The 20,752-nt window shown below is 66.2% G+C and carries 15 protein-coding genes and 1 pseudogene; 7 read left to right on the top strand and 9 right to left on the bottom strand.

The window, feature by feature from the left end; translation table 11 throughout:
• Nucleotides 1-142: 142 nt before the first annotated feature.
• The gene (locus G6N68_RS29255; RefSeq protein WP_240355990.1) at nt 143-826 is read left to right on the top strand and encodes a hypothetical protein; all 684 of its coding nucleotides are present in this window, start codon (nt 143-145) and stop codon (nt 824-826) included.
• On the opposite strand, the gene G6N68_RS29250 is transcribed toward G6N68_RS29255, so the two are convergent.
• Genes G6N68_RS29250 through G6N68_RS29225 form a run of 6 tightly spaced genes read right to left on the bottom strand, consistent with a single transcriptional unit; the run spans nt 823 to nt 8,218 of the window.
• A complete protein-coding gene (locus G6N68_RS29250; protein WP_163719637.1) occupies nt 823-1,983 on the bottom strand; it encodes a CaiB/BaiF CoA transferase family protein in 1,161 nt (386 codons plus the stop codon). The two genes, G6N68_RS29255 and G6N68_RS29250, sit on opposite strands and share 4 nt — an antisense overlap.
• On the bottom strand, nt 1,976-2,911 hold the full coding sequence (locus tag G6N68_RS29245) for an SDR family NAD(P)-dependent oxidoreductase (protein WP_163719636.1): 936 nt from the start codon (nt 2,909-2,911) through the stop codon (nt 1,976-1,978). The genes G6N68_RS29250 and G6N68_RS29245 overlap by 8 nt, the downstream gene beginning before the upstream one ends.
• Nucleotides 2,911-4,770, bottom strand: coding sequence for a flavin-containing monooxygenase (locus G6N68_RS29240; protein ID WP_163719634.1), 1,860 nt, complete (start codon nt 4,768-4,770; stop codon nt 2,911-2,913). The genes G6N68_RS29245 and G6N68_RS29240 overlap by 1 nt, the downstream gene beginning before the upstream one ends.
• Nucleotides 4,767-5,957 (bottom strand): LLM class flavin-dependent oxidoreductase, encoded by a 1,191-nt coding sequence (locus tag G6N68_RS29235; RefSeq protein ID WP_163719633.1) that lies wholly within the window; start codon nt 5,955-5,957, stop codon nt 4,767-4,769. The genes G6N68_RS29240 and G6N68_RS29235 overlap by 4 nt, the downstream gene beginning before the upstream one ends.
• Before the next feature lie 3 nt (nt 5,958-5,960).
• Nucleotides 5,961-7,328 (bottom strand): aromatic ring-hydroxylating oxygenase subunit alpha, encoded by a 1,368-nt coding sequence (locus G6N68_RS29230; protein WP_240355988.1) that lies wholly within the window; start codon nt 7,326-7,328, stop codon nt 5,961-5,963.
• A complete protein-coding gene (locus G6N68_RS29225; RefSeq protein WP_163719629.1) occupies nt 7,325-8,218 on the bottom strand; it encodes an SDR family NAD(P)-dependent oxidoreductase in 894 nt (297 codons plus the stop codon). The genes G6N68_RS29230 and G6N68_RS29225 overlap by 4 nt, the downstream gene beginning before the upstream one ends.
• A 139-nt stretch (nt 8,219-8,357) precedes the next feature.
• Between G6N68_RS29225 and G6N68_RS29220 the strand changes: the two genes are divergently transcribed.
• Genes G6N68_RS29220 through G6N68_RS29205 form a run of 4 tightly spaced genes read left to right on the top strand, consistent with a single transcriptional unit; the run spans nt 8,358 to nt 13,306 of the window.
• The gene (locus G6N68_RS29220; protein ID WP_163720059.1) at nt 8,358-10,160 is read left to right on the top strand and encodes an SMP-30/gluconolactonase/LRE family protein; all 1,803 of its coding nucleotides are present in this window, start codon (nt 8,358-8,360) and stop codon (nt 10,158-10,160) included.
• 12 nt (nt 10,161-10,172) lie between these two features.
• Nucleotides 10,173-10,922: a GntR family transcriptional regulator gene (locus G6N68_RS29215; RefSeq protein WP_163719628.1), complete on the top strand. Its 750-nt coding sequence runs from the start codon at nt 10,173-10,175 to the stop codon at nt 10,920-10,922.
• Between the two features lie 10 nt (nt 10,923-10,932).
• On the top strand, nt 10,933-12,516 hold the full coding sequence (locus G6N68_RS29210; protein ID WP_163719626.1) for an AMP-binding protein: 1,584 nt from the start codon (nt 10,933-10,935) through the stop codon (nt 12,514-12,516).
• Between the two features lies 1 nt (nt 12,517).
• Nucleotides 12,518-13,306 carry an SDR family NAD(P)-dependent oxidoreductase gene (locus tag G6N68_RS29205; protein ID WP_163719624.1) on the top strand — a complete coding sequence of 263 codons (789 nt, stop codon included), beginning with the start codon at nt 12,518-12,520 and terminating at the stop codon, nt 13,304-13,306.
• Here G6N68_RS29205 and G6N68_RS29200 read toward each other — a convergent pair.
• The 3 genes and pseudogenes from G6N68_RS29200 to G6N68_RS29190 all read right to left on the bottom strand — a co-directional run.
• The gene (locus G6N68_RS29200) at nt 13,288-13,749 is read right to left on the bottom strand and encodes an SRPBCC family protein (RefSeq protein WP_163719622.1); all 462 of its coding nucleotides are present in this window, start codon (nt 13,747-13,749) and stop codon (nt 13,288-13,290) included. The two genes, G6N68_RS29205 and G6N68_RS29200, sit on opposite strands and share 19 nt — an antisense overlap.
• Nucleotides 13,750-13,809: 60 nt before the next feature.
• Nucleotides 13,810-14,661, bottom strand: a complete 852-nt coding sequence (locus G6N68_RS29195; protein ID WP_163719620.1) for a rhomboid family intramembrane serine protease — start codon at nt 14,659-14,661, stop codon at nt 13,810-13,812.
• A gap of 139 nt (nt 14,662-14,800) precedes the next feature.
• A pseudogene (locus G6N68_RS29190) lies at nt 14,801-15,085 on the bottom strand (PE family protein); the annotation flags it as partial.
• 273 nt (nt 15,086-15,358) lie between these two features.
• Between G6N68_RS29190 and G6N68_RS29185 the strand changes: the two are divergent.
• Both G6N68_RS29185 and G6N68_RS29180 read left to right on the top strand, forming a co-directional pair.
• On the top strand, nt 15,359-15,592 hold the full coding sequence (locus tag G6N68_RS29185; protein ID WP_163719617.1) for a hypothetical protein: 234 nt from the start codon (nt 15,359-15,361) through the stop codon (nt 15,590-15,592).
• A gap of 311 nt (nt 15,593-15,903) precedes the next feature.
• On the top strand, nt 15,904-20,745 hold the full coding sequence (locus tag G6N68_RS29180) for a cation-translocating P-type ATPase (protein ID WP_240355986.1): 4,842 nt from the start codon (nt 15,904-15,906) through the stop codon (nt 20,743-20,745).
• The last annotated feature ends 7 nt before the right edge of the window (nt 20,746-20,752 follow it).

The raw sequence follows: 20,752 nt of genomic DNA, 5'->3' as shown, positions 1-20,752 counted from the left end.
CTGTTAACGCGCCGTCACGAGCTTTTCGCCTGGCGCGGTAGTTGATGCCGATACGTCGCTGCTCCTCCGCTTGACCTCAGAAATCTTAGAGGCGGCAGGCCCAGATCTCGGTGAGGACACGCGAGGGGCGACAATGGGCGGCATGGGTTGGTTTTCCCGGCGACGCAAGACCGGCCCGGACGAAGAACTCACTGCACCGGCGGACCCCGAGGATGCAGAGGGCGACAGCGAGCCGGGCGCGACCGAACCTGCCACCGCCGAACTTGACATCGCCGAATCTGGGGCCGAGCTTGACATCGCCGAGTCTGGGGCCGAGTCTGGGGCCGAGTCTGGGGCCGAACCTGGCTTCGCCGAGCTTGATATCGGCGACCTTGGGCCCGAATTTGAGGCCGGGCGGCCGTGGACCGGACGCGCACTACTGCTGCCCGCGACGCCGACACCGACCAACGCTTCCGAACTAGCCAGGATTGCCGCCAAGGCCGCCCAATCCGTGGCCGGTATCGAACTCGACTTCAGCCCCGCCTCACTTGAGCAAGTGGACGGAATCCTGGACGGCTTTCGCGACGCCGGATCCGACGTCATGGCCGAATCGATCTTCATCTTCGGCTGCTACATCGGTGAGGTCATGGTCCGCAACGCCGGCTATATATGGGTCGACACCCCGGCCGACCTCGCCAAGCATCTCGGCATTCTCACCGTCTACCACCCGGAAACGCAGGCCCACGCCAACCCCATCAACAAGGCGTTCAAGCGCGTCGATTACGGCGAGCCGGACAACTTGCCGTACTTCTACCAAGTGTTCGCCAGCGACGGGCCGTTCGGCTAGCCAGCCCGCTCGGCCGAGTTCAGGCCCAGTTCCTCGAGCACCTCTTCGGTGTGCGCACCCAATTCCGGGGCCGGCCCCCCGACCCGGCCCGGCGTGCGGGAGAACCAGGTCGGCACACCCGGAAAGCGAACCGTTCCGTATGCGGTGTCGACGGTCTCGAAGAATCCGATGGCCTCTAGTTGCGGATCGTCCAGCAACTCCGCGGGGCTGGACAGCGCCGATGCCGGTATCTCCAGTTCGCGCAGCAAATCCAACCATTCCTTGGTCGTGCGCTCGGCGAACGTCTCGGCCAACAGCCCGTACACGGTGTCGATGTGACGCGCCCGTCCCTCGAGCGTCGCGTACAGGTCGCTGGTCCACGCCGGTCGCACCGCGTCGATGAACGCGGCCCAGTGCTTGTCGTTGTAGACCAGTGCCGCGATGTAACCGTCTTTGGTGCGATACGGCCGGCGGTTGGGTGCGACCGCGCGGGGATACACCGCCGGCCCCAACGGTGGTTCGAAGATGCTGCCGTTGATGTGCTCGACCAGCATGAACGACGCCATCGCCTCGAACATGCCGACTTCCACCTCTTGGCCCTCGCCGGTGCGTTCCCGGTGGAAAAGGGCCATCGTGGTCGCATACAGGGCGGTCAGGCCGGCGACCTTGTCGGCCAGGATGGTTCCGACGTAATCGGCCTCGCCGGTCAGCTGCTGCTGCACCGAGGGCAACCCGCAGGCGGCTTGGATCGTGTCGTCATATGCCGGCAGGTCCCGGTTCGGCCCCCGCCGCCCGTAGCCATAGCAGTTGGTGTACACGATCGTTGGGTTGATCGCCGCGACGTCCGCGTAGCTCAGGCCAAGCCGGGCGATCGCCTTCGCCCGCATCGAGTGGATGAACACGTCCGCCCGTTCGATGAGCTCACGCATCGCGGTCCGGCCGGCTTCCGATTTCAGGTCGAGGGTGATACCGCGCTTGCCACGGTTGACGTTGACGAACACCCCGCTCATTCCCGGAACGGGTCCGGTCGAGACGTACCGGGTGTCGTCACCCTGCGGGGGTTCAATCTTGATCACGTCGGCACCCATGTCGGCCATGATCTGGGTGCAGTACGGTCCCATCACCATCGCGGTCAGATCGACGACGCGCACACCGGCCAGCGGCCCTGACCTAGACATGCTGCGCCTTCTCCCTGTTCGCCCATGCTGCCGAGTCGAAGCTATACCGGATGTGCTCGGCATGCCCGCTGGGGACGACCGGAAAGATCAGCGGGGCGGACAGGTCCCGGATCGCGTAGAGCTGTTCGGCCACGTTCTCGATAGACCACGAGCGTCGTTGCACGCCAGGCGTTTCGGCGACGAATGCCCTGGCCACCCGGCCCGCGATGGCGACTAGCATCTCGCCGTTGACCGGGCAGGACTCGTGCGCCAGCAGGCCGACGACGGGCGCCACCAGATCCGTCCCCATCGGTGGGTATGCCGAAATGTCCAAGCCATCAGCCATTCTCGTCACCGCGGACGGGACGATGACGTTGCACAACACCCCGTCGGGAGCCCCTTCGAGGGCGGCGACGTTGGACAGCCCAACGAGGCCGGCCTTGGCGGCGGCGTAGTTCGCCACGCCGTGATTGCCGTACAGTCCGCCGATCGAGGAGGTCAACACGATGCGGCCGTACCCGGCGTCGCACATGACCGGGAAGGCGGGGCGCACCACGTGAAACGCGCCACGTAGATGCACGTCGATGACGGCATCGAAATCCTCGTAGCTCATCTCCTTCAACGACGCGCGTCGAACGTTGCCAGCGTTGTGGATGAGGATGTCGATGCGGCCGTACCGGTCCAAGGCGGTCTGGATGATCGCCCTGCCGCCCGCGGCCGTCGTCACCGACTCGACGCAGGCGGTCGCTTCCCCTCCGGCCGCGGCGATTTCGGCGGCCACCTCGTGTGCCGGCGACGGGTCCGCGCCGTCACCGGTCAGGGTGCCGCCGGTGTCGTTGACCACGACCTTGGCGCCCCTGGCCGCCAGCATCAACGCGTACGCGCGGCCCAAGCCGCGCCCGGCGCCGGTCACCACGGCGACGCGGTCGTCGAATCTCAACTCGCTCATCATGTTTCCAAATCAAGCCCGGCCAGATCGCCCTTGGCCCGCCACTCGGCCAACAGATCGCCGAAAGCGTAGAAGCCAGGTCCGTAGGGTTCACCGAGGTGCGAACGGATGCCCTCGCCGTCGGCAGTCCCCATGCCGCCGCCCTCATTGTTGTAATAGCCCGGCGTGCATTCCAGTTCGAATGCGGAGTTGTCGATCGCGGTTTCCCGGATGGTCTGGCACCAATTTTCTTGCGCCTCTTGGGCCGGCTCCACCGTCGTCGCTCCCCGCGCCAGGGCTTCGGCGATGATGTACGCAATGTGCTCGCCCTGCAGTTCGTAGTTGGCGGAGATGTTCGCGGATATGCCCACCTGGGTGAAACCGGTGAAGAACTGGTTGGGGAACCCGCGGGTGGTGAACCCGTGCAGCGTCTTGTAGCCGTCGCGCCAATGGTCGAAGAGCGACACGCCGTTGCGTCCTTCGATCGTGTCGATGGAGTAGCGGCGGCTGATCTCCGTCGTGATCTCGAACCCGCTGGCATAGATGATGCAATCAACCTCGTACTCAATACCGTTGGCTACCAGCCCCTTTTCGGTGGCCTGTTCGACGCCTCTGGTCGACGACACATCCACCAACGTCACGTTGGGTCGGTTGAAGGTCTGCAGGTATTCGTCGTTGGTACACGGCCTCTTGCACAGGAACCGGTAGTAGGGCTTGAGCGCTTCGGCGGTCTCGGGGTCTTCGACGATGCTCTCGATGCGCCGCCGCAGCCGCTCCATCAGCTTGTAGTCTTCTTCTTCGTTGATGGCCATGAACTGCTCGGGGGTCATCGACGCGGGATCGTCCAACTCAAGCACCCGGGCCGCGGTGTTGCGGCCCAGTTCTGTCCAGAAGTCGCACACGTAGTCGGGCTGCCCGGGCGCCATGCCCTCGAAGGTCCAGGAGTGGAAGTTGCGTTGCCGCTCCTTCTGCCAGCCCGGCTTGAGCGTCTTGACCCACTCGGGATCCGTCGGCTTGTTGTTGCGCGGGCCCACCGAGGACGGGGTGCGCTGGAATACATAGAGATGCTTGGCATCCCGGCCTAGGAAAGGCACGATCTGCACGGCGCTCGCCCCGGTGCCCACCACGGCGACGCGCTTGTCCGCGAGCTTGTGCAGCCCGCCGTTGCTATCCCCGCCGGTGTACTCGTAGTCCCAGCGCGACGAATGAAAGCTGTGGCCTTTGAAATTCTTGATGCCCGGGATACCCGGCAACTTCGGCTTGTGGAACGGGCCGGAGGCCATCACCACGAACCGCGCCCGAATGTCGTCGTCCCGATTGGTCCCGACCCGCCACCGTTTGATCTCCTCATCCCAGTTCAGCGCCCGTACCTGGGTCGAGAAGATGGCGGAATCGTAGAGACCGTAGTGCTTTCCGATCCGTCGGCAGTGTTCGTAGATTTCGGTGCCGTCGGCGAACTTCTTGCTCGGGATGTAGTTGAGCTCTTCCAATAGCGGTATGTAGCAGTAGGACTCGTTGTCGCACTGCAGACCGGGATAGCGGTTCCAGTACCACACCCCGCCGAAGTCGCCACCCAGTTCGATGATTCGGACGTCCTCGACGCCGGCCTTTTTCAGGTAGGCGCCACACAACAGACCACCGAAGCCGCCGCCCAGCACGACGACGTCGACGTCCGTTGAGATCGGGTCCCTGACCAATGGCGGCGTGTGCGGGTCGGCCTCGTAAAAGTCCGCGAACTCTTCGACCAGTTCGATGTACTGCTTGGAACCCTCGGGACGCAACCGCTTTTCGCGTTCCTGCCGGTACTTCTCGCGCAGGGCGGGCAGGTCGATATCGTCCGGCGTCGTCGTTGGTTGGCAATCAGAAGCAAAGCCGGTCATGTCAGTGCGTTCTCCGGTAGTGCGGCGCGGTGTAGCGGCGCGGCCATCTCCTGGACGGCGGGCAGGACCTCCTTGGCGAACAGCTTTGTACTGGCCGTCGCCTCGTCGTACGGCATGGTGCCGAACTGCGGGACGATGGTCAGCTCGCAGAACGAGCAGGCCTCCTGCGCCGCTTTGATTCGATTGAAGATCTCCTCCGGTGTGCCGATCAGCAGGTTGGAGGCGTGGTAGCCGGGTGTCTTTGAGGGGCCTTTTGCCGGTCCGTCCTGCGGGCCGGTGACCGAGGACGCCAGCACCGCCGTCGCCGTGGCCTCCCGCGCCGCGTAGGCCTCATATCCCTTGACACCCCGGAAGTTTGACGCGTCGGCGAATCCGTAGTGCACGGTGACATCCCGGTTGGCCGTCCAGATCCATTCCTCGGACTTGGCCGCATCGTCGGGGTTGGCCGTGCAGTACATGAACATCACGTTCTTGGGTTGGCACGGCGGCAGGCCCTCTTCTTGGCGGAAGGTGTTGACCTTCTGCACCTCCCGGCCGGCATCCTCAATCGGCTTGTTGCCCACGAACAGCGGCACCATGCCGCGGCGGGCGAGGATCTCCAGCGACTCCGCGGTCGATGACGAAGAGTAGATGCGGGAGAACAGGTCTGGACTCTTCGGTTCGGGCCGCAGCGACATCTCCGGCACCTTGAAGATCTCGCCCTCGTAGGCGAACCGCTCGCCCGAGAAGGCCAGTTGAAGAATGTCCAGCGTTTCGTTGAAGCGCTGCCGACTTTCCTCCCGGGGGACGCCGACGGCGTCGAATTCGCCCTTCGACACCCCGCGCCCGATCCCGATGGTGTCGTAACGCCCGTTGGAGATGATGTCGAGGTAGGCGATCTGGTGCGCCAACCGGATGGGGTGCCACCAGGGCGCGACGGCGACGAATGTGCCGAGACTCACCCGTTCGGTGCGCCCCGCGAAGTAGCTCAACGCCTGAATCGGGTTAGGGGTCATGCCATATGGGGTTCCGCAGTGCTCGGGCATCCAGATCCCGTCGAACCCCAGCGGCTCGGCCAGGTCTGCGAGCGCGAGGGTGCCCTGCACGCATTCCCAGTCGGGAGTCACCGGCGGGCTAGTGAAATCTTCGGCGAGAACGCGGTCCCAGTCGCGGGAATTGTGCGCGCCGAATCCGAGATTGACTTTCATTGCTCAGCTCTCTTTCTGGTGACGGGTCAGCTCGGTCGGTGCCCCGGTGCCCATGTATTTGGCCAGGTTTCGGTGCAGATTGGCGGTGCTGCGTTCCATGTAGGGGTTGGGCCTGGGACCTCGGAAACCCAACGACTTCATGCCTTGCTGAACCGCGGCCATGTTGGAGAAGTCCTGCGGCAGCACGGTGCGCCAACTCGGGTCATCCGGCGGCGCGTACACCCATTCGGTCTCCGGCTCTTCGCCTTTCGGGTAGAGCTCGTAGCAGGCGGCTTCGAAGATGCACTGATCGGGGTCGTAGCCGTGCGGGCGAGCGCTGTAGCACAGGGCGGTCGTCAGGCCTTGGCCGATCTGGAAGTTCGGAAAGATCTGCCAGGCCGTGCCGCTCTTGGCCAGGTGTTCGGGATCAATGGTCGGCCAGATCACTCCCCGGGCGGCATCGTCGCGTCGCGCCGAGTTGAGCCAGTGGCTGAGCACCTGGTCCGCGGGCGCGTCTGCGGGTAGCTCGTCGACCAGTCGTTGCGCCGCGTCCACCAGCGTCTTGGTGGTGGTGGCGTTGGTTTCTTCCAGTGTGTAGAGCTGCATTTCAGCGGTTGAGACGCGGGGGTCCGCGCCGGTGCCGAGCCGGATCTTCGATTTGGTCTCCGACAGTTCTTCTGGCGCGTCGTAGCCGATGTTGCTGTGCTTACCCTGCGCGGCGGCCCAGCCGCGGAAATTGCCGAACTTGTTGAACTGCGGATGCGTCGTGGCCACATGGTAGGTCTCGTTGAATGCCTCCATGGCTACCTTCCAGTTGCACTGGAAATGCAGCCATTTCCGCCATTTGCAGCGCATGTTCTGCAGTTGGAACGGATCGAGCATGGTGGCCGCGGGCTCGAGGTAGTCCCGCAGCGGCTCGGCGTCGGGGTCCATGTTGATCCAGATCCAACCGCCCCAGGTGTCGACGTGGACCGACGCCAGACGGGTGTTGTCAGGCGTCAGCGCGCCCTGCCAATCCTGCTTCTCGGGAATGTGGATGCAGTTGCCGTCCTGGTCGTAGGTCCAGCCGTGAAACCCACATACGAACGACTTCTTGTGTCCGCAAGCACTTCTGGCGCCCGGCGGGGTATCCACCAGCCGGCGGCCGCGGTGCACGCAGACGTTGTGGTGGGCCTTGAAAGTGTTCTCCCCGGTTCGTACCACCAGGATCGAGTCGTCCAAGATTTCGTAGGTGAGAAAGCTGCCCACCTTGGGCAGGTCTTCGACTCGTCCAACCTGTTGCCACACCTTGCGCCACAATTTGTCGCGTTCGGCGCGCAGGTAGTCCTCGGAGATGTAGGCCTCAACGCCGATTGAGACAGGCCCGGACAGCTCCCCCTTGGTGTCGGTCACGTCCCTCCTCCTTTCTCGTCCACATCTCGTCCCCAGCGCTTGATCGCGGCGCGAAACGATTCGTCCTTCAGGAACAGCGAGGTGTTGTCGGCACCTAGGTGCCCCCATTTGAGGTTCAGGCCGCCGTCGACCAACAGCGTCTGTCCGGTGATGTAGGTGGACAGGTCCGAGAGCAGGAAGAGGATGGCGCCGGCAACCTCCTCGGGACGTCCCCGCCGTCCCATCGCGATTGCCTTGCGGTCACGCGCGGGATCGTGGTCGGTATAGGTGCGTGACGCGGGCGTCTCGGTGACGCCGGGCGCGACGGCGTTCACCCGAATGCTGGTGCCGTCCTCGTCGCACGCCAGTTCCAGCGCCATCGTGCGGGTCACCGCGACGATCGCGGCTTTGGCGGTGCCATAGGCGATGTGGAAGGGCGCCGTGTTCATGCCGCTGATCGAGGAGATCGAGACGATCGAGCCCGGGCGCCGTTGGCTCTTCAATTCCGCAGCAACGGCCTGGCTCATGAAGAACATCGTTTCGAGGTTCCGAGTGAACAGGTCCCGCCAATCGCTGCGCGTCACTCGCGTCGACGGCATCCAGGTTGACGGGTCCGCACCCCCGGCCACATTGACCAGCCCGTGCAACTCCCCTTCTGCTCGCCGCACCGCCGCCATCGTGGCGCTTACACCTTCATCGGTGGAGGCGTCTGCGGCAACGGGAATCACCGCCAACCCCTCGTCCACCAGCGGGCCGACATGGCGGTCGAGATTGTCCTGGCCACGACTCACCGCGACCACCGTCGCCCCTGCCTGCGCAACTAGGCGGGTCACGGTGGTGCCGATGCCGCCGCCGCCCGCGCCCGCGACCACGACGATGCGTCCGTCCAACCGGAACGGATCTAACGACATCGATTTGTCCGGACAAGATAATGACGTGCACTCATTAGAGAGCATGATTCTCCGACCCAGGCCAGCACGTCAAGGCCGAAGCGGTTTCGGCTGTTCAGTATTGTCTGGACCACGGATCGGTTGTAACGTCCCACCGGTGATGGCCCGCTACCCCGTCGCAACGTCACCACGCCTTGCCGAGGGCTGGACCCTGACCCGGCTCACCCCGCCCAGTCGGCTGTTCGGCGCCAACGGTCTGCGCACGGGTCCCGACGGCCGCGTCTACATCGCCCAGGTGACCGGCAGCCAGATCAGCGCGCTCGACGTGGCGACCGGCAAGTTGGACACGATCAGCGCCAAGGGCAGTGACATCATCGCTCCCGACGATGTGGCCTTCGACCCCGCCGGCAACCTGTACGCGACCGAAGTCATGGACGGGCGGGTCAGCGTGCGGGATCCCGCCGGGCGCACCCGGGTACTTCGTGCCGACGTCCCGAGCGCCAACGGCATCACCGTCCACCAGGGCCGGTTGTTCATCGGCGAGTGCCGCGAGGGCGGGCGGCTGTTGGAACTCGACCTAAATGGCGGTCCGCCCCGCGTGCTGCTGGAGAATGTCCCCTCGCCGAACGCGATGGAAGTCGGGCCGGACGGTCTGTTGTATTTCCCGGTCATGGGCGCCAACGAGATCTGGCGCATCGACCTCGAAGGGGGCGAACCCCAACGGGTCGCGGGTGATCTGGGGGTGCCCGACGCGGTGAAGTTCGACGCCGAGGGCTACCTCGTCTCGACCCAGGTGCATAGCGGGCAGGTGCTGCGCATCGATCCGCGCAATGGTGACCGGACCGTACTGGCCAACCTGAATCCGGGTCTGGACAACTTGACCTTCGTCGGCGGGCGGCTGTTCGTCTCGAACTTCACCGGCGAGATCACCGAGATCCTCGGCGACGGTGAGTCGCAGACCGTGCTGGCCGGTGGGTTGAACTGGCCACTGGATCTTGCCGTCGGAGCGGACGGGCTTCTCTATATTGCCGACGGCACGTACTTCTACGCGCTCGACGATCGCGAGCGCGGCGAAGCCGGGCGAAGCGGGTCGTCGACGATCAGATCCGACGATCGCGAGCGCGGCGAAGCCGGGCGAAGCGGGTCGTCGACGATCAGATCCGACGATCGCGAGCGCGGCGAAGCCGGGCGAAGCGGGTCGTCGACGATCAGATCCGACGATCGCGAGCGCGGCGAAGCCGGGCGAAGCGGGTCGTCGACGATCAGATCCGACGATCGCGAGCGCGGCACGCTGCGGACCGCCGGAATGTTGTTCAGCCCTGGGTATCCGGGTTTCCTGCGTGGCGTCGCGGCCACCGGCCCTGGCGAATTCATCGTCACCACGTCGAACGGCGAGGTGGCGCGCTACCGGCCCCAAGCCAACGAAAGCGATTTCTTGGCAACAGGTTTCGATCAACTGTACGGAATAGCCGTCGCGCCGTCGGGCGCCGTGCTGGTCGCCGAACTCGGGACCGGCCGGGTGTTGTCGATCGCGCAGGGTCAAGCGAATGTGGTGGCCTCGGGCCTGAACGAACCGGTCGGCGTGGCGATCGCCCCCGACGGCGCCTGCCTGGTCTCGGAGTCCGGCGGCGGGCGGGTGGTCAAATTGGACGGCACGGGCACCGTCGTGGAGGGACTGCAACGGCCGCAAGGGATTCTCGTCCTCGACAACACGCTCTACGTGGTCGACGCCGGCGCCAAAGAGGTCGTTGCGGTCGAGTTGGCCGACGGCACCCGGCATACGATCGCCGCCGATCTTCCGGTGGGCGCCCCGCCCGGCGTGACTCCGAAGCCGTTGCGCGGCATGCCCCCGTTCTCCGGGCCGCAGGGACCGTTCGCGGGCATCGCCGCCGGACCCGACGGCACCCTGTATGTCTCGGCGGACGGCGACGGCAGCGTGCTGGCACTGCGCCGAGGTTCGTGAAGGGCGACGCCGATGCCCGAATCCAAAGTCGTCGACCACCGCTATCTCCAGGTGGCGCGCACCTTGCGCAAGGAGATCGTTGACGGCGTGTATCCCGTCGGGTCGCAGCTGCCTACCGAACACGAACTGTGCGAACGATTTGCCGTCAGCCGCTACACCATTCGTGAGGCGTTGCGGCGGCTACGGGAAGACAACCTGGTGTCCTCGCGGCCACGCACCGGGACACTGGTGGTGCCGCGACCCTCGTCGGATTCGTATGTGCAGCACGTGATGTCGATCAACGACCTACTGGCCTTCGCCACCGGCACACGGTTCGCGATCGACTCCATCGCCATGGTCACCATCGACGACGACGTGGCGGCCAGTACCGACCTGGCCGTTGGCGAACAGTGGCTGTCCGTTCGTGGATACCGGCAAGCAGACGACGCGGCTCCGTCCGCGGCTGCGCTGTGCCGCACCGAGTACTACATCAACCGTGCGTTCGCGGCGGTCGGGCGATTGCTGCAGCGGCACGAAGGCCCCATCTTCCCACTGATCGAGGACCTGTTCGGACTGAGTATTGTTGAGGTTCATCAGGAAATCGCCGCTGTACTCATCTCGCCAGAGCTGGCACGGGGCCTCAAGGCCGAGGCCGGGGCACCCGCTCTGGAGGTGCTGCGCACCTATTCGACGTCGGACGGGCAGGTCGCCCAGGTGACGCTCAACACCCACCCCGCAGCCAGGTTCCGGCATTCCATGACGATGCGACGGGTACGTGGCTAGCGCACGCCGAATGCAGATCGGCGGTCGGTGGGTCCGCTGGGACGAGGACCGCGCTGCCCAAGCGTATGCACAGGGCTGGTGGGTCCGAACCACGCTGGCCGATTCGCTGCGGGAGGCCGCGCAGCGGACACCCGAGCGGGTGGCGTTGGTCGACGGTGATCAGCAGGTGACCTGTCGGGACCTGTATGCGCGTGCGACGACGCTGGCACACGCGATGCACCAACGGATTCCACCGAGCAGCGTGGTCTCATTCATGCTGCCCAACTGGCACGAGGCCGCGGTCATCTATCTGGCCACCACGCTGGCCGGGATGGTGGCCAACCCGATCCTTCCGTCCATGCGCGATCGTGAACTGCGGTTCATCCTCGAAGATGCCGACAGCCGGATGATCTTCGTCCCTGCCGATTTCGGCGGGCACGACTACACCGCGATGTTGGGCCGGGTCGCAGCGCAGCTAGAGTCACCACCGGACGTCGTGGTGGTGCGGGGCAACGCCGGTGCCGGCCAGCTTCCGTTCGAGTCGCTGGTTAGTGAGGCCGGTCGGCCGCTGCCGACCCTGAATCCCGACGCCGTTCGCATGATTCTTTACACATCCGGCACCACGGGGCGACCGAAAGGCGTTCTGCACAGCCACAACTCGATTCATGCGCTGATCCGCCAGATCCGTGAGCATTGGCGGGTCGAAGGCGGTGACGTATTCCTGGTTGCCTCGCCGATCGCGCACATCGGTGGATCCATCTACGCGTTCGAGTCACCGCTGCTGCTGGGCACCACCGCGGTACTCATGGATCGCTGGAACGCCGACGAGGCCGTTCGGCTCATGCAGCACCACCGGTGCACCCATATGGCCGGGGCGACACCGTTTTTGGAGCAGCTCCTGGCCGCCGCCCAACGCGGTGATACCCAGCTGCCGGACCTCAAGCTGTTCATCTGCGGTGGTGCATCCGTGTCGCCGTCGTTGATCCGCCGGGCCACAGCGTATTTCGACCGCGCCGCCGTCAGCCGCGTGTACGGTTCGACCGAGGTGCCGGTAACCACCGTCGGTTCGCTGGATGATCCCGACCACGCCGCGGACACCGATGGTCGGATCGGGGTAGCCGAAGTCGAGGTGGTCGGCGGAGAGATCCGGGTGCGGGGCCCGCAGATGCTTGTCGGCTACCAGCACCGCGATGACGAAAGCGAGTCTTTTGATTCCGACGGCTATTTCCGTACCGGAGACCTCGGGCGCTGGGTTGACGATGGATACCTGGTGGTCACCGGACGAGCCAAAGACATCATCATCCGCAACGGCGAAAACATCTCGCCCAAGGAAGTCGAGGACATGTTGGCCGCCCATCCTGGGATCGCTGAGATCGCCATCGTCGGTGTGCCCGATGACCGCACCGGAGAACGGGCATGCGCGGTGGTCGTGGCCAACACCGACACCGAGCCCGCGCCCGACGTGGCCAGTTTGCGTGCCTTCCTGGAGGCAGCGGGCGTGGCGCGGTTCAAAGTTCCTGAACAAGTGGTCATCTGGGATGTATTGCCGAAGAACGACGCGGGAAAGATTCTGAAACACCAGATCAAGGCGGCGCTGATGAATGCGGTGCGGTGACATGCAGGTAGCGATCGTCACTGGGGCGACCGGCGGAATCGGTTTCGGTTGCGCCACCAAGCTTGCCGAGGCGGGCATAGCGGTGTTGGCGACGGGACGCGACGAAAGCAGGCTCGCCGAACTGGCGCGGGCGATCGGTGATCCCGACTGGGTCGCAACGCACGCCGCCGATCTCACCGACGACGACGCACCGCGGCAGATCGCCGACGCCGCCGTGTCCCGATGGGGGCGGATCGACTTCCTGATCAACAACGCCGGGGTGGGCAGCCCCAAGCCCCTGCACGAGACCGACGACGAATCCCTGGACTATTTCCTGGGTTTGATGCTGCGGGCGCCATTCCGGCTCGCTCGCGAAGTGCTGCCGCACATGGCACCCGGCTCGGCGATCATCAACATCACCTCCACATTCGCGGTCGTCGGCGGAATGCGTGGCGGCGCCTACTCCGCCGCCAAGGGCGGGCTCACGGCCCTGACCAACCACATCGCCTGTCAATACGGATCCCAGGGAATACGCTGCAACGCGGTGGCTCCCGGGGTGATCCAGACCCCGATGACCGAGCAGCGACTGCAGGACAAACGTTTCAAGCGCATGCAGGTGGAGATGACGCCGCACCAGCGGTTAGGCACCGTCGACGATGTCGCCAGCACGGTCGCGTTCCTCTGCTCACCCGGCGGCGCCTTCATCAACGGGCAGACGATCGTCGTCGACGGGGGCTGGAGCTCGACGAAGTACCTGTCCGAATTGGCGTTGACCTCGGAATGGAAACCCGCTCAGCTCGATTCGAAGTGACGCCGGATCCCTGAGAGCATCTCGATGTGCGCCTTGACCGCTTCGCGGGTGGTGAATCCCGCCAGCGGGCGGGGCGCGGCGATGTGAATCCGTTCGGTGACCCGGGTGCCGGCTCCGGTGGGCGCGAACGTCACCGTTCCGCGCAGGCGCACGCCCGGTGACTGGTCGGCCTCCGTCTTCACGTCACCCGACACGGGCACATCCAACCGGGCGACGTAGCTGGTTCGAATGGTGATCGGACCCAATGGAATCCGGTCGACCACCCGGTACGTCTGCCGATAGCCCTCCGGCGTTTCGCTGCGGGACAGCACCTGAACCGACACGATCAATGGGTGGACAATTCTGATGTTGTCGAGGTCCACATAGAAATCGCGGACCGCGTCAGGTGGTGCGGGCACCTCCTCGCTCAACGTCCGCTCCGCGTGCGCAACCCACCAACCCATGCGACACAACGTAGCCTTACCGGCACCACCATTCGCGCTCGGACGCGCTGCTGCGGCTGCTCACGCCATAAGAGGCAGTAAAACAGTTGTGCGCCACCAGATCAGCGCGACGAAAATGACCAGCAGAACGGCCGTAGTTCCGACTTGGATCTGCGTGCGCCGCTCCCGGGGCGCGTAGACGAACGCCGCGGCTACCAACGCCCCGGTCACCAACCCGCCCACGTGTGCCTGCCAGCTGATCGGCCCGGAACCCATGGCGGGGGCAGCGAAGTTGAAGGCCAGGTTGATCGCAATGACGGCAACGATCCAGCGCACGTCGACCTTGAGTCGATTCGCCACCACTGCCAGGGCACCGAACAGGCCGAACACGGCGCCCGAGGCCCCCGCCGTCAACGAGTCGAGCGGCGAGATCAGATAGACCAGCACTGAGCCGCCGAGCGCACTCAACGCGTACAGCGCGACGTACCTCACCTGACCTAGCAGTGTCTCCAGCGGCGTCCCCACCACGTACAGGCCCCACATGTTCAGCAACAGATGGGTCACGCCGTAGTGCAGGAACGCCGAGGTCACCAGTCGGTACACCTGTCCGTCGGCGACGCCGGGGGCCGATAGGGCGAATTCTCGCGTCAACCCGGGCAACGCGATCTGCAAGATGAAGGCCAGCACGTTCACCCCGATCAGCGCAATGGTGACCACCGGGGTTGGCGACAGTTGTTGCCCGCCGAATTGCAGCGTCGGCTGACGGACGGTCCGGGCTCCCTCTTCCACGCACTCGGCGCACTGGTGGCCGACCGGGCTCACCCGCATGCACTCCCCGCAGATGTAGCGGTCGCATCGGGTGCAGCGGACGTACGTGGTCCGCTGGGGGTGGCGATAACAGGCTGGCGTCTGCGACGTGCTGGGCCCACTCACCGCACCATTGTTGCCTGAGACACGATGCCTAAACGACTAGCGTCGGTTTCGTGGAGTCGCTCGGGACTGGATTGGGCTGGCCGCCACGATCGCCGATGACGGCCCTGACGGGTCGTAACGAGGGTGTCTACAGGGGCGTCGCGTTGCCGGCTTCGGCGGCTTCGTACGCCTTCCCTCCCGCGGCGAGCAATTGAACAACTTGGTCGTGGAACGCGACCGCCTGAGCACTCAATTTCTGGTAGGCCTGAGCGTGCGCGCCGAACAGGGCAGCGATGGTTGCCGAAACCGCGTCCGCGCCGGGAGGCGCGACACCCGCCGTGGGAACTGCGGCGGCGGTGTTGGCGGCGCTGATCGACGAGCGGATGGCCGCCAGATCTGCTGCGGCCTCGGCCACCTTCTCCGGCAGTGCAATCACAAACGACATTTGGACGCCTTTCACTAAGCCCGGGGACCAGTCGGATTTCTGCGGTCGCCGTTGAAATTCGGCAGTAAATAAAGCGTAACCGCGCCTCGGAGGTGCCCCGTGCACCAATTTTTTGGCCTTCCGGCGCGCCGAGTAGCCCGAATCGCGACGCCAAAGCAGTTGGCCGACAGCGCTTCTCTCGGTGCACCACCGGAGGCTGTGTAATGGCCGTGATCAGGCATTACCGACTCACAGGTGTTCCCTGGTCAGCGGAATTGGCTTACTGTGAATCGCGTGGAGTCAGAGGGATCAGACGGAGATGCCGAATTAGTACCCGTGGAGGCTTTGCACTCGGGTGACCCGATCACCGATGGCGGTCAACGCTACATAGTTCTCGAATCCAAGACCGTCGGCGACAGCTGCGTGGTCCTGGAACTCGAGTCCAGGGTTGACCACCAGCTTCAGGTCATCGAGAAGTCATTCCCCACCGGGTACCACGTCGGCAAGGCACACCACCGCTACCTGTAGTCCACCTAACTGGGGGAATGGCGGGTCAACCCCTCACGGGGCCATATCTCCGTGCGTCGACTCTGCGCTCTTGGCGGCGTCTTCTCGCACATTCCCGCCAAATCCGCAGAGTCATCGCGGCACCCGACACGCGAGGCAAATTCATCGCGCTAGGCCAAGTTTTTCCGCCGCTGGTTGGGTACTGCTGTAGTCAGCCAGCTGACACGCCCTTCCCTGGCGGCATCGTCGGATGCGCGTACGCACTCACGTGTGGACAGCACCGTTGGACGCCAGGAGGATTGGGGCGCTGGACGTAGTCGAGAGGTGGCCGAATGAAAATCCCGGGTGTGGCCGGCGTCGTCGGCGGTATCACCAGCGGGGCCGCCCTGGCGTTGCGAGCCGGGATCAACGGTGCGGCCGGCGCCGCCGGCACCGTTCAGACCCTGACCAGTCCAGTGGTTGAGCTCGTCGTTCCGGTGGTGCAGACCGCGGCTCAATCGACCAATCGAATGCTCGGCCAACGGGACTCCACACACGGCGCCAAGGACACCATCGAGCCACCGATTCGGTGGCAGAGCGGGCGACGGGTGCACTTCGACCTCGACCCGCTGCTGCCGTTTCCACGCTGGCATGAGCACGCCGCCGTGGTCGAGGAACCGGTGCGCCGAATTCCCGGTGTCGCCAAGGCCCACGTCGAAGGGGCCCTCGGCCGACTGGTCGTGGAGGTCGAGGCAGACGCCGACACCGACGACGTCCTGGACCAGGTGCGCGAGACCGTCGCCGCCGTGAGCACCGACCTGTCCGAGACGGATTCCGGGTCGGCGCCTCCGGCCGCACCCTTCGCCGACCCGGGCAACCCCCTGGCCATTCTGGTGCCGCTGACCGCCGCGGCCATGGACGTCGTGGCCGTCAGTGCCGCGGTGACCGGCTGGTTCACCCGGCTGCCGATGGCGCCGCGCAGCGCCCGGGCTGCTGCGGCCCTCATCAACTATCAGCCGCGTGTGGTGTCGGTCCTCGAGTCCAAGCTCGGCCGAGTAGGCACCGACATCGCGCTGAGTGGTTCGACCGCTTTGGCGTACGGGTTGAGCCAGTCAGTCGGCACACCGCTATTGGACCTGGTCCAACGTGGCCTCCAGCTGTCCGAGGCGGCGGCGCACCGCCAGCGATGGCGGGAACGGGAGCCCGGGTTGGCCTCGCCAACCCGGCCACAGGCACCGGTGGTGCAGGTGCTGTCTTCCGCAGGGGACGAGCAGGCGCCTCGGCACAACTGGGCGGCCGCGGCCGCGGGCGAGGCCTCGCACGTCGTCGTCGACGGCGCCATCGACTCCGCGATCGACACCGCGAAGGGGGCGATGGCCGGCCCCATCGAGGAGTACGTCAACCAGGCGGCGAACGGCTCGGTGGTAGCCGCCGCAGGCGCGTTGTTCGCCGGCGGCGGCGCCGCGGAGGCCGCCGAGGCGATCCTGGCCGGCGTGCCCAAAGCCGCCCACCTCGGTCGGCAGGCGTTCGCCGCGACCCTGGGACGCGGGCTGGCTAACCAGGGCCTGCTGGTACTGGATCCGGGCGCACTCCGTCGCCTGGACCGGGTGAAGGTGGTCGTCATCGACGGGGCCGCGCTTCGCGGTGATCACCGCGCCGTCCTGCATTCCCGCGGAGAAGTGCCGGGCTGGGACGACGATCGCGTCTACGAGGTTGCCGACGCCCTGCTGCACGGGGAGGAGGCACCGGAACCGGATCCCGACGAATTGCCGGCCACCGGCGCGCGGCTGAAATGGGTCCGATCGCAGGGGCCGTCGGCAACACCCGCTCAAGGCCTCGAACACGCCGAGCTCGTGGTGGACGGCGAGCGGGTCGGCAGCGTCGACGTGGGATGGGAGGTCGACCCGTACGCGGTTCCGCTGCTACAAACCGCCCACCGCACCGGAGCGCGGGTGGTGTTGCGCAATGTGGCCGGCACCGAGGACCTGTCGGCCAGCGTCGGGTCGACGCATCCGTCGGGCACGCCCCTGCTCAAGCTCGTGCGGGAGCTGCGAGTCGACCGCGGGCCGGTATTGCTGATCACCGCGCTACACCGCGACTTCGCCTCGACCGACACGCTGGCCGCGTTGGCCATCGCCGACGTCGGGGTGGCCCTCGACGATCCCCGGGCGGCCACCCCGTGGACCGCTGACATCATCACCGGCACCGATTTGGCGGCGGCGGTGCGGTTACTGTCAGCCCTTCCGGCGGCGCGCGCGACGAGCGAATCGGCCGTACACCTCGCGCAGGGCGGCACGACGCTGGCCGGCCTGCTGCTCGTTACGGGTGAACAGGACCGGTCCACCAATCCGGCCAGCTTCCGGCGCTGGCTCAACCCAGTCAACGCCGCCGCGGCGACGGCCTTGGTTTCGGGAAGCTGGTCGGCCGCCCGGGTGCTGCGGCTACCGGACCCCACACCGCAGCCACTGACCGCCTGGCACGCGCTGGACCCCGAGATCGTCTACTCGCGACTGGCGGGCGGGAAGCGCCCGCTGGCCGTCGAGTCCGCGACCCCGACCTGGCGACGCCGGCTCAGCGACCTCTCCTACGAGCCGGCGGTTGCGCCGCTACGCGGCCCGATTCAAACGATGGGCCGCTTGGCACGTGCCACGCGGGTCGAACTGTCCGATCCACTGACCCCGATCCTTGCCGTCGGAGCGGCGGCTTCCGCGATCGTCGGCAGCAACGTCGACGCGGTGCTGGTGGCGGGCGTGATGGCCGTCAACGCACTGACCGGCGGCGTGCAGCGGTTGCGAGCCGAAGCGGCGGCCGCCGAATTGTTCGCCGAACAGGATCAACTGGTGCGTCGCGTCGTCGTTCCGGCAATGGCGACGACCCGGCGACGGCTGGAGGCGGCGCGGCACGCCACGCGCACGGTAACGGTGTCGGCGAAGTCGTTGCGGGCAGGCGACGTCATCGATCTGGCCGCACCGGAAGTCGTCCCGGCGGATGCCCGCGTGTTGATCGCCGAGGACCTCGAGGTCGACGAGTCGTTCCTCACCGGCGAGTCGTTGCCAGTGGACAAGCAGGTGGATCCGGTCGCCGTCGCAGACCCGGACCGGGCCAGCATGCTTTTCGAGGGAAGCACGATCGTCGCCGGACGTGCCCGCGCGATCGTGGTGGCCACCGGGGTGGGCACTGCTGCCCACCGCGCGATCTCGGCGGTCGCCGACGTCGAGACGTCGGCGGGGGTCCAGGCCCGGTTGCGCGAGCTGACCAGCAAGGTGCTGCCGATGACCCTCGCGGGTGGCGCCGCGGTGACCGGGTTGGCGCTGCTGCGCCGCGCCTCGCTGCGGCAGGCCGTGGCCGACGGCGTGGCCATCGCCGTGGCTGCCGTCCCCGAGGGCCTGCCGCTGGTTGCCACCCTCTCCCAGCTCGCCGCGGCCCAACGGCTGACGGCGCGGGGGGCCTTGGTGCGCTCACCGCGCACCATCGAAGCGCTGGGCCGGGTCGACACCATTTGCTTCGACAAGACGGGCACCCTGACCGAGAACCGACTACGCGTCGTGTGCGCCATTCCGCGCGACGCCGCCCCGGGTGATCCGCTGCCCGACAAACCCGACCCCGAGATACTGCGAGCCGCAGCGCGCGCATCGACCCAGCCGCACAACGGCGAGGGACATGCCCATGCCACCGACGAAGCGATCATCACCGCGGCGAGTTCGCTTAACGGGCAAGGTGATTCGCATTGGACGGTGCTGGCAGAGGTGCCATTCGAGTCCAGCCGCGGCTACGCCGCCACGATAGGCACGGCGAGCGCCAAGCGCACGAAACCGATCTTGATGGTCAAGGGCGCGCCGGAGGAGATCCTGCCGCGCTGCCGATTCGCCGATCCCGACACCGAGATTGAACACGCCGAGACGCTGGTGCACGAGCTCGCCGAGCAGGGCTTACGAGTGCTCGCGGTGGCGCAACGCCCGTGGGACAACGGGACCACCGGGGAAGAGGACACCGATGCCGATGCCGTCGACGAGGCCGCCAAAGACCTCGAACTACTCGGCTATGTAGGACTGGCGGACACCGCGCGGGCGTCGTCGCGTCCCCTGATCGAAGCCTTGCTGGACGCCGACCGCAACGTCGTGCTGATCACCGGCGACCACCCCGTCACCGCGCGGGCGATCGCCCGCCAGTTGGGGCTGCCGGCGGACGTCCGAGTGGTCACGGGTGCCGAAATCGCCGGTCTGGATGAAGACGCCTGCGCCAAACTCGCTGCGGACGTTCAGGTGTTCGCTCGCGTCAGCCCGGAGCAAAAGGTGCAGATCGTGGCGGCGCTGCAGCGCTGTGGGCGGGTGACCGCCATGGTCGGCGACGGCGCCAACGACGCAGCGGCGATCCGGATGGCCGATGTGGGCATCGGAGTCAGCGGCCGCGGTTCCTCCGCCGCGCGTGGGGCTGCCGACATCGTCTTGACCGACGACGACCTGGGCGTACTGATCGACGCACTGGTCGAGGGGCGGGGCATGTGGGCGGGCGTGCGCGACGCGGTGACGATCCTGGTGGGCGGCAACGTCGGCGAGGTGATGTTTACCGTCCTAGGAACGGCTTTCGGCAACGGTAGGGCGCCGATCGGCACGCGTCAGCTGCTGCTGGTGAACCTGCTGACCGACATGTTCCCCGCGTTGGCGGTCGCCGTGACGTCGCAGTTCGCCGAGCCGGATGAGGCCGAGTACGACACCGAGGAAGAGGCCGAGGAGGCACGCCGTGCCCATCGCCGTGCGGTGCTGACGGGTCCCAGGCCTTCATTGGACGCGCCATTGATGCGCCAGATCGTCAACCGCGGCGTGGTCACGGCCGCCGGGGCGACTGCCGCCTGGACCATCGGACGCTGGACGCCTGGAACGGAAAGGCGCACGGCGACAATGGGACTGACCGCTCTGGTGACGACGCAGCTGGCGCAGACGCTGCTCACCCGACAACACAGTCCGCTCGTCGTGGCGACGGCACTGGGCAGCGCGGGCGCGCTGATCGGCATCATCCAAACACCGGGGCTGAGCCAATTCTTCGGGTGCACGCCGCTGGGGCCGGTGGCCTGGCTCGGGGTCGGCGGTGCCACCGCAGGGGCGACCGTACTGTCGGTGCTGGCGCCGAAGTGGTTGAACAACACGGTCATCGCCCTAGAGCCCGGCGAATCCGAGGAACTCGAAGAATCCGAGTAGGAATTGC

Origin of the sequence: Mycobacterium bourgelatii (genome assembly GCF_010723575.1) — a bacterium.
GTDB classification, from domain to species: Bacteria; Actinomycetota; Actinomycetes; order Mycobacteriales; family Mycobacteriaceae; genus Mycobacterium; species Mycobacterium bourgelatii.
Note: the sequence above shows the minus strand (reverse complement) of the source record. Positions and strands in the feature narration are given on the sequence as shown.

Coding starts and splice junctions, on each gene's coding strand:
- G6N68_RS29255 (WP_240355990.1), top strand. CDS start 143: ATGGGTTGGTTTTCCCGGCGACGCAAGACCGGCCCGGACGAAGAACTC.
- G6N68_RS29250 (WP_163719637.1), bottom strand. CDS start 1,983: ATGTCTAGGTCAGGGCCGCTGGCCGGTGTGCGCGTCGTCGATCTGACC.
- G6N68_RS29245 (WP_163719636.1), bottom strand. CDS start 2,911: ATGAGCGAGTTGAGATTCGACGACCGCGTCGCCGTGGTGACCGGCGCC.
- G6N68_RS29240 (WP_163719634.1), bottom strand. CDS start 4,770: ATGACCGGCTTTGCTTCTGATTGCCAACCAACGACGACGCCGGACGAT.
- G6N68_RS29235 (WP_163719633.1), bottom strand. CDS start 5,957: ATGAAAGTCAATCTCGGATTCGGCGCGCACAATTCCCGCGACTGGGAC.
- G6N68_RS29225 (WP_163719629.1), bottom strand. CDS start 8,218: ATGTCGTTAGATCCGTTCCGGTTGGACGGACGCATCGTCGTGGTCGCG.
- G6N68_RS29220 (WP_163720059.1), top strand. CDS start 8,358: ATGGCCCGCTACCCCGTCGCAACGTCACCACGCCTTGCCGAGGGCTGG.
- G6N68_RS29215 (WP_163719628.1), top strand. CDS start 10,173: ATGCCCGAATCCAAAGTCGTCGACCACCGCTATCTCCAGGTGGCGCGC.
- G6N68_RS29210 (WP_163719626.1), top strand. CDS start 10,933: ATGCAGATCGGCGGTCGGTGGGTCCGCTGGGACGAGGACCGCGCTGCC.
- G6N68_RS29205 (WP_163719624.1), top strand. CDS start 12,518: ATGCAGGTAGCGATCGTCACTGGGGCGACCGGCGGAATCGGTTTCGGT.
- G6N68_RS29200 (WP_163719622.1), bottom strand. CDS start 13,749: ATGGGTTGGTGGGTTGCGCACGCGGAGCGGACGTTGAGCGAGGAGGTG.
- G6N68_RS29180 (WP_240355986.1), top strand. CDS start 15,904: ATGAAAATCCCGGGTGTGGCCGGCGTCGTCGGCGGTATCACCAGCGGG.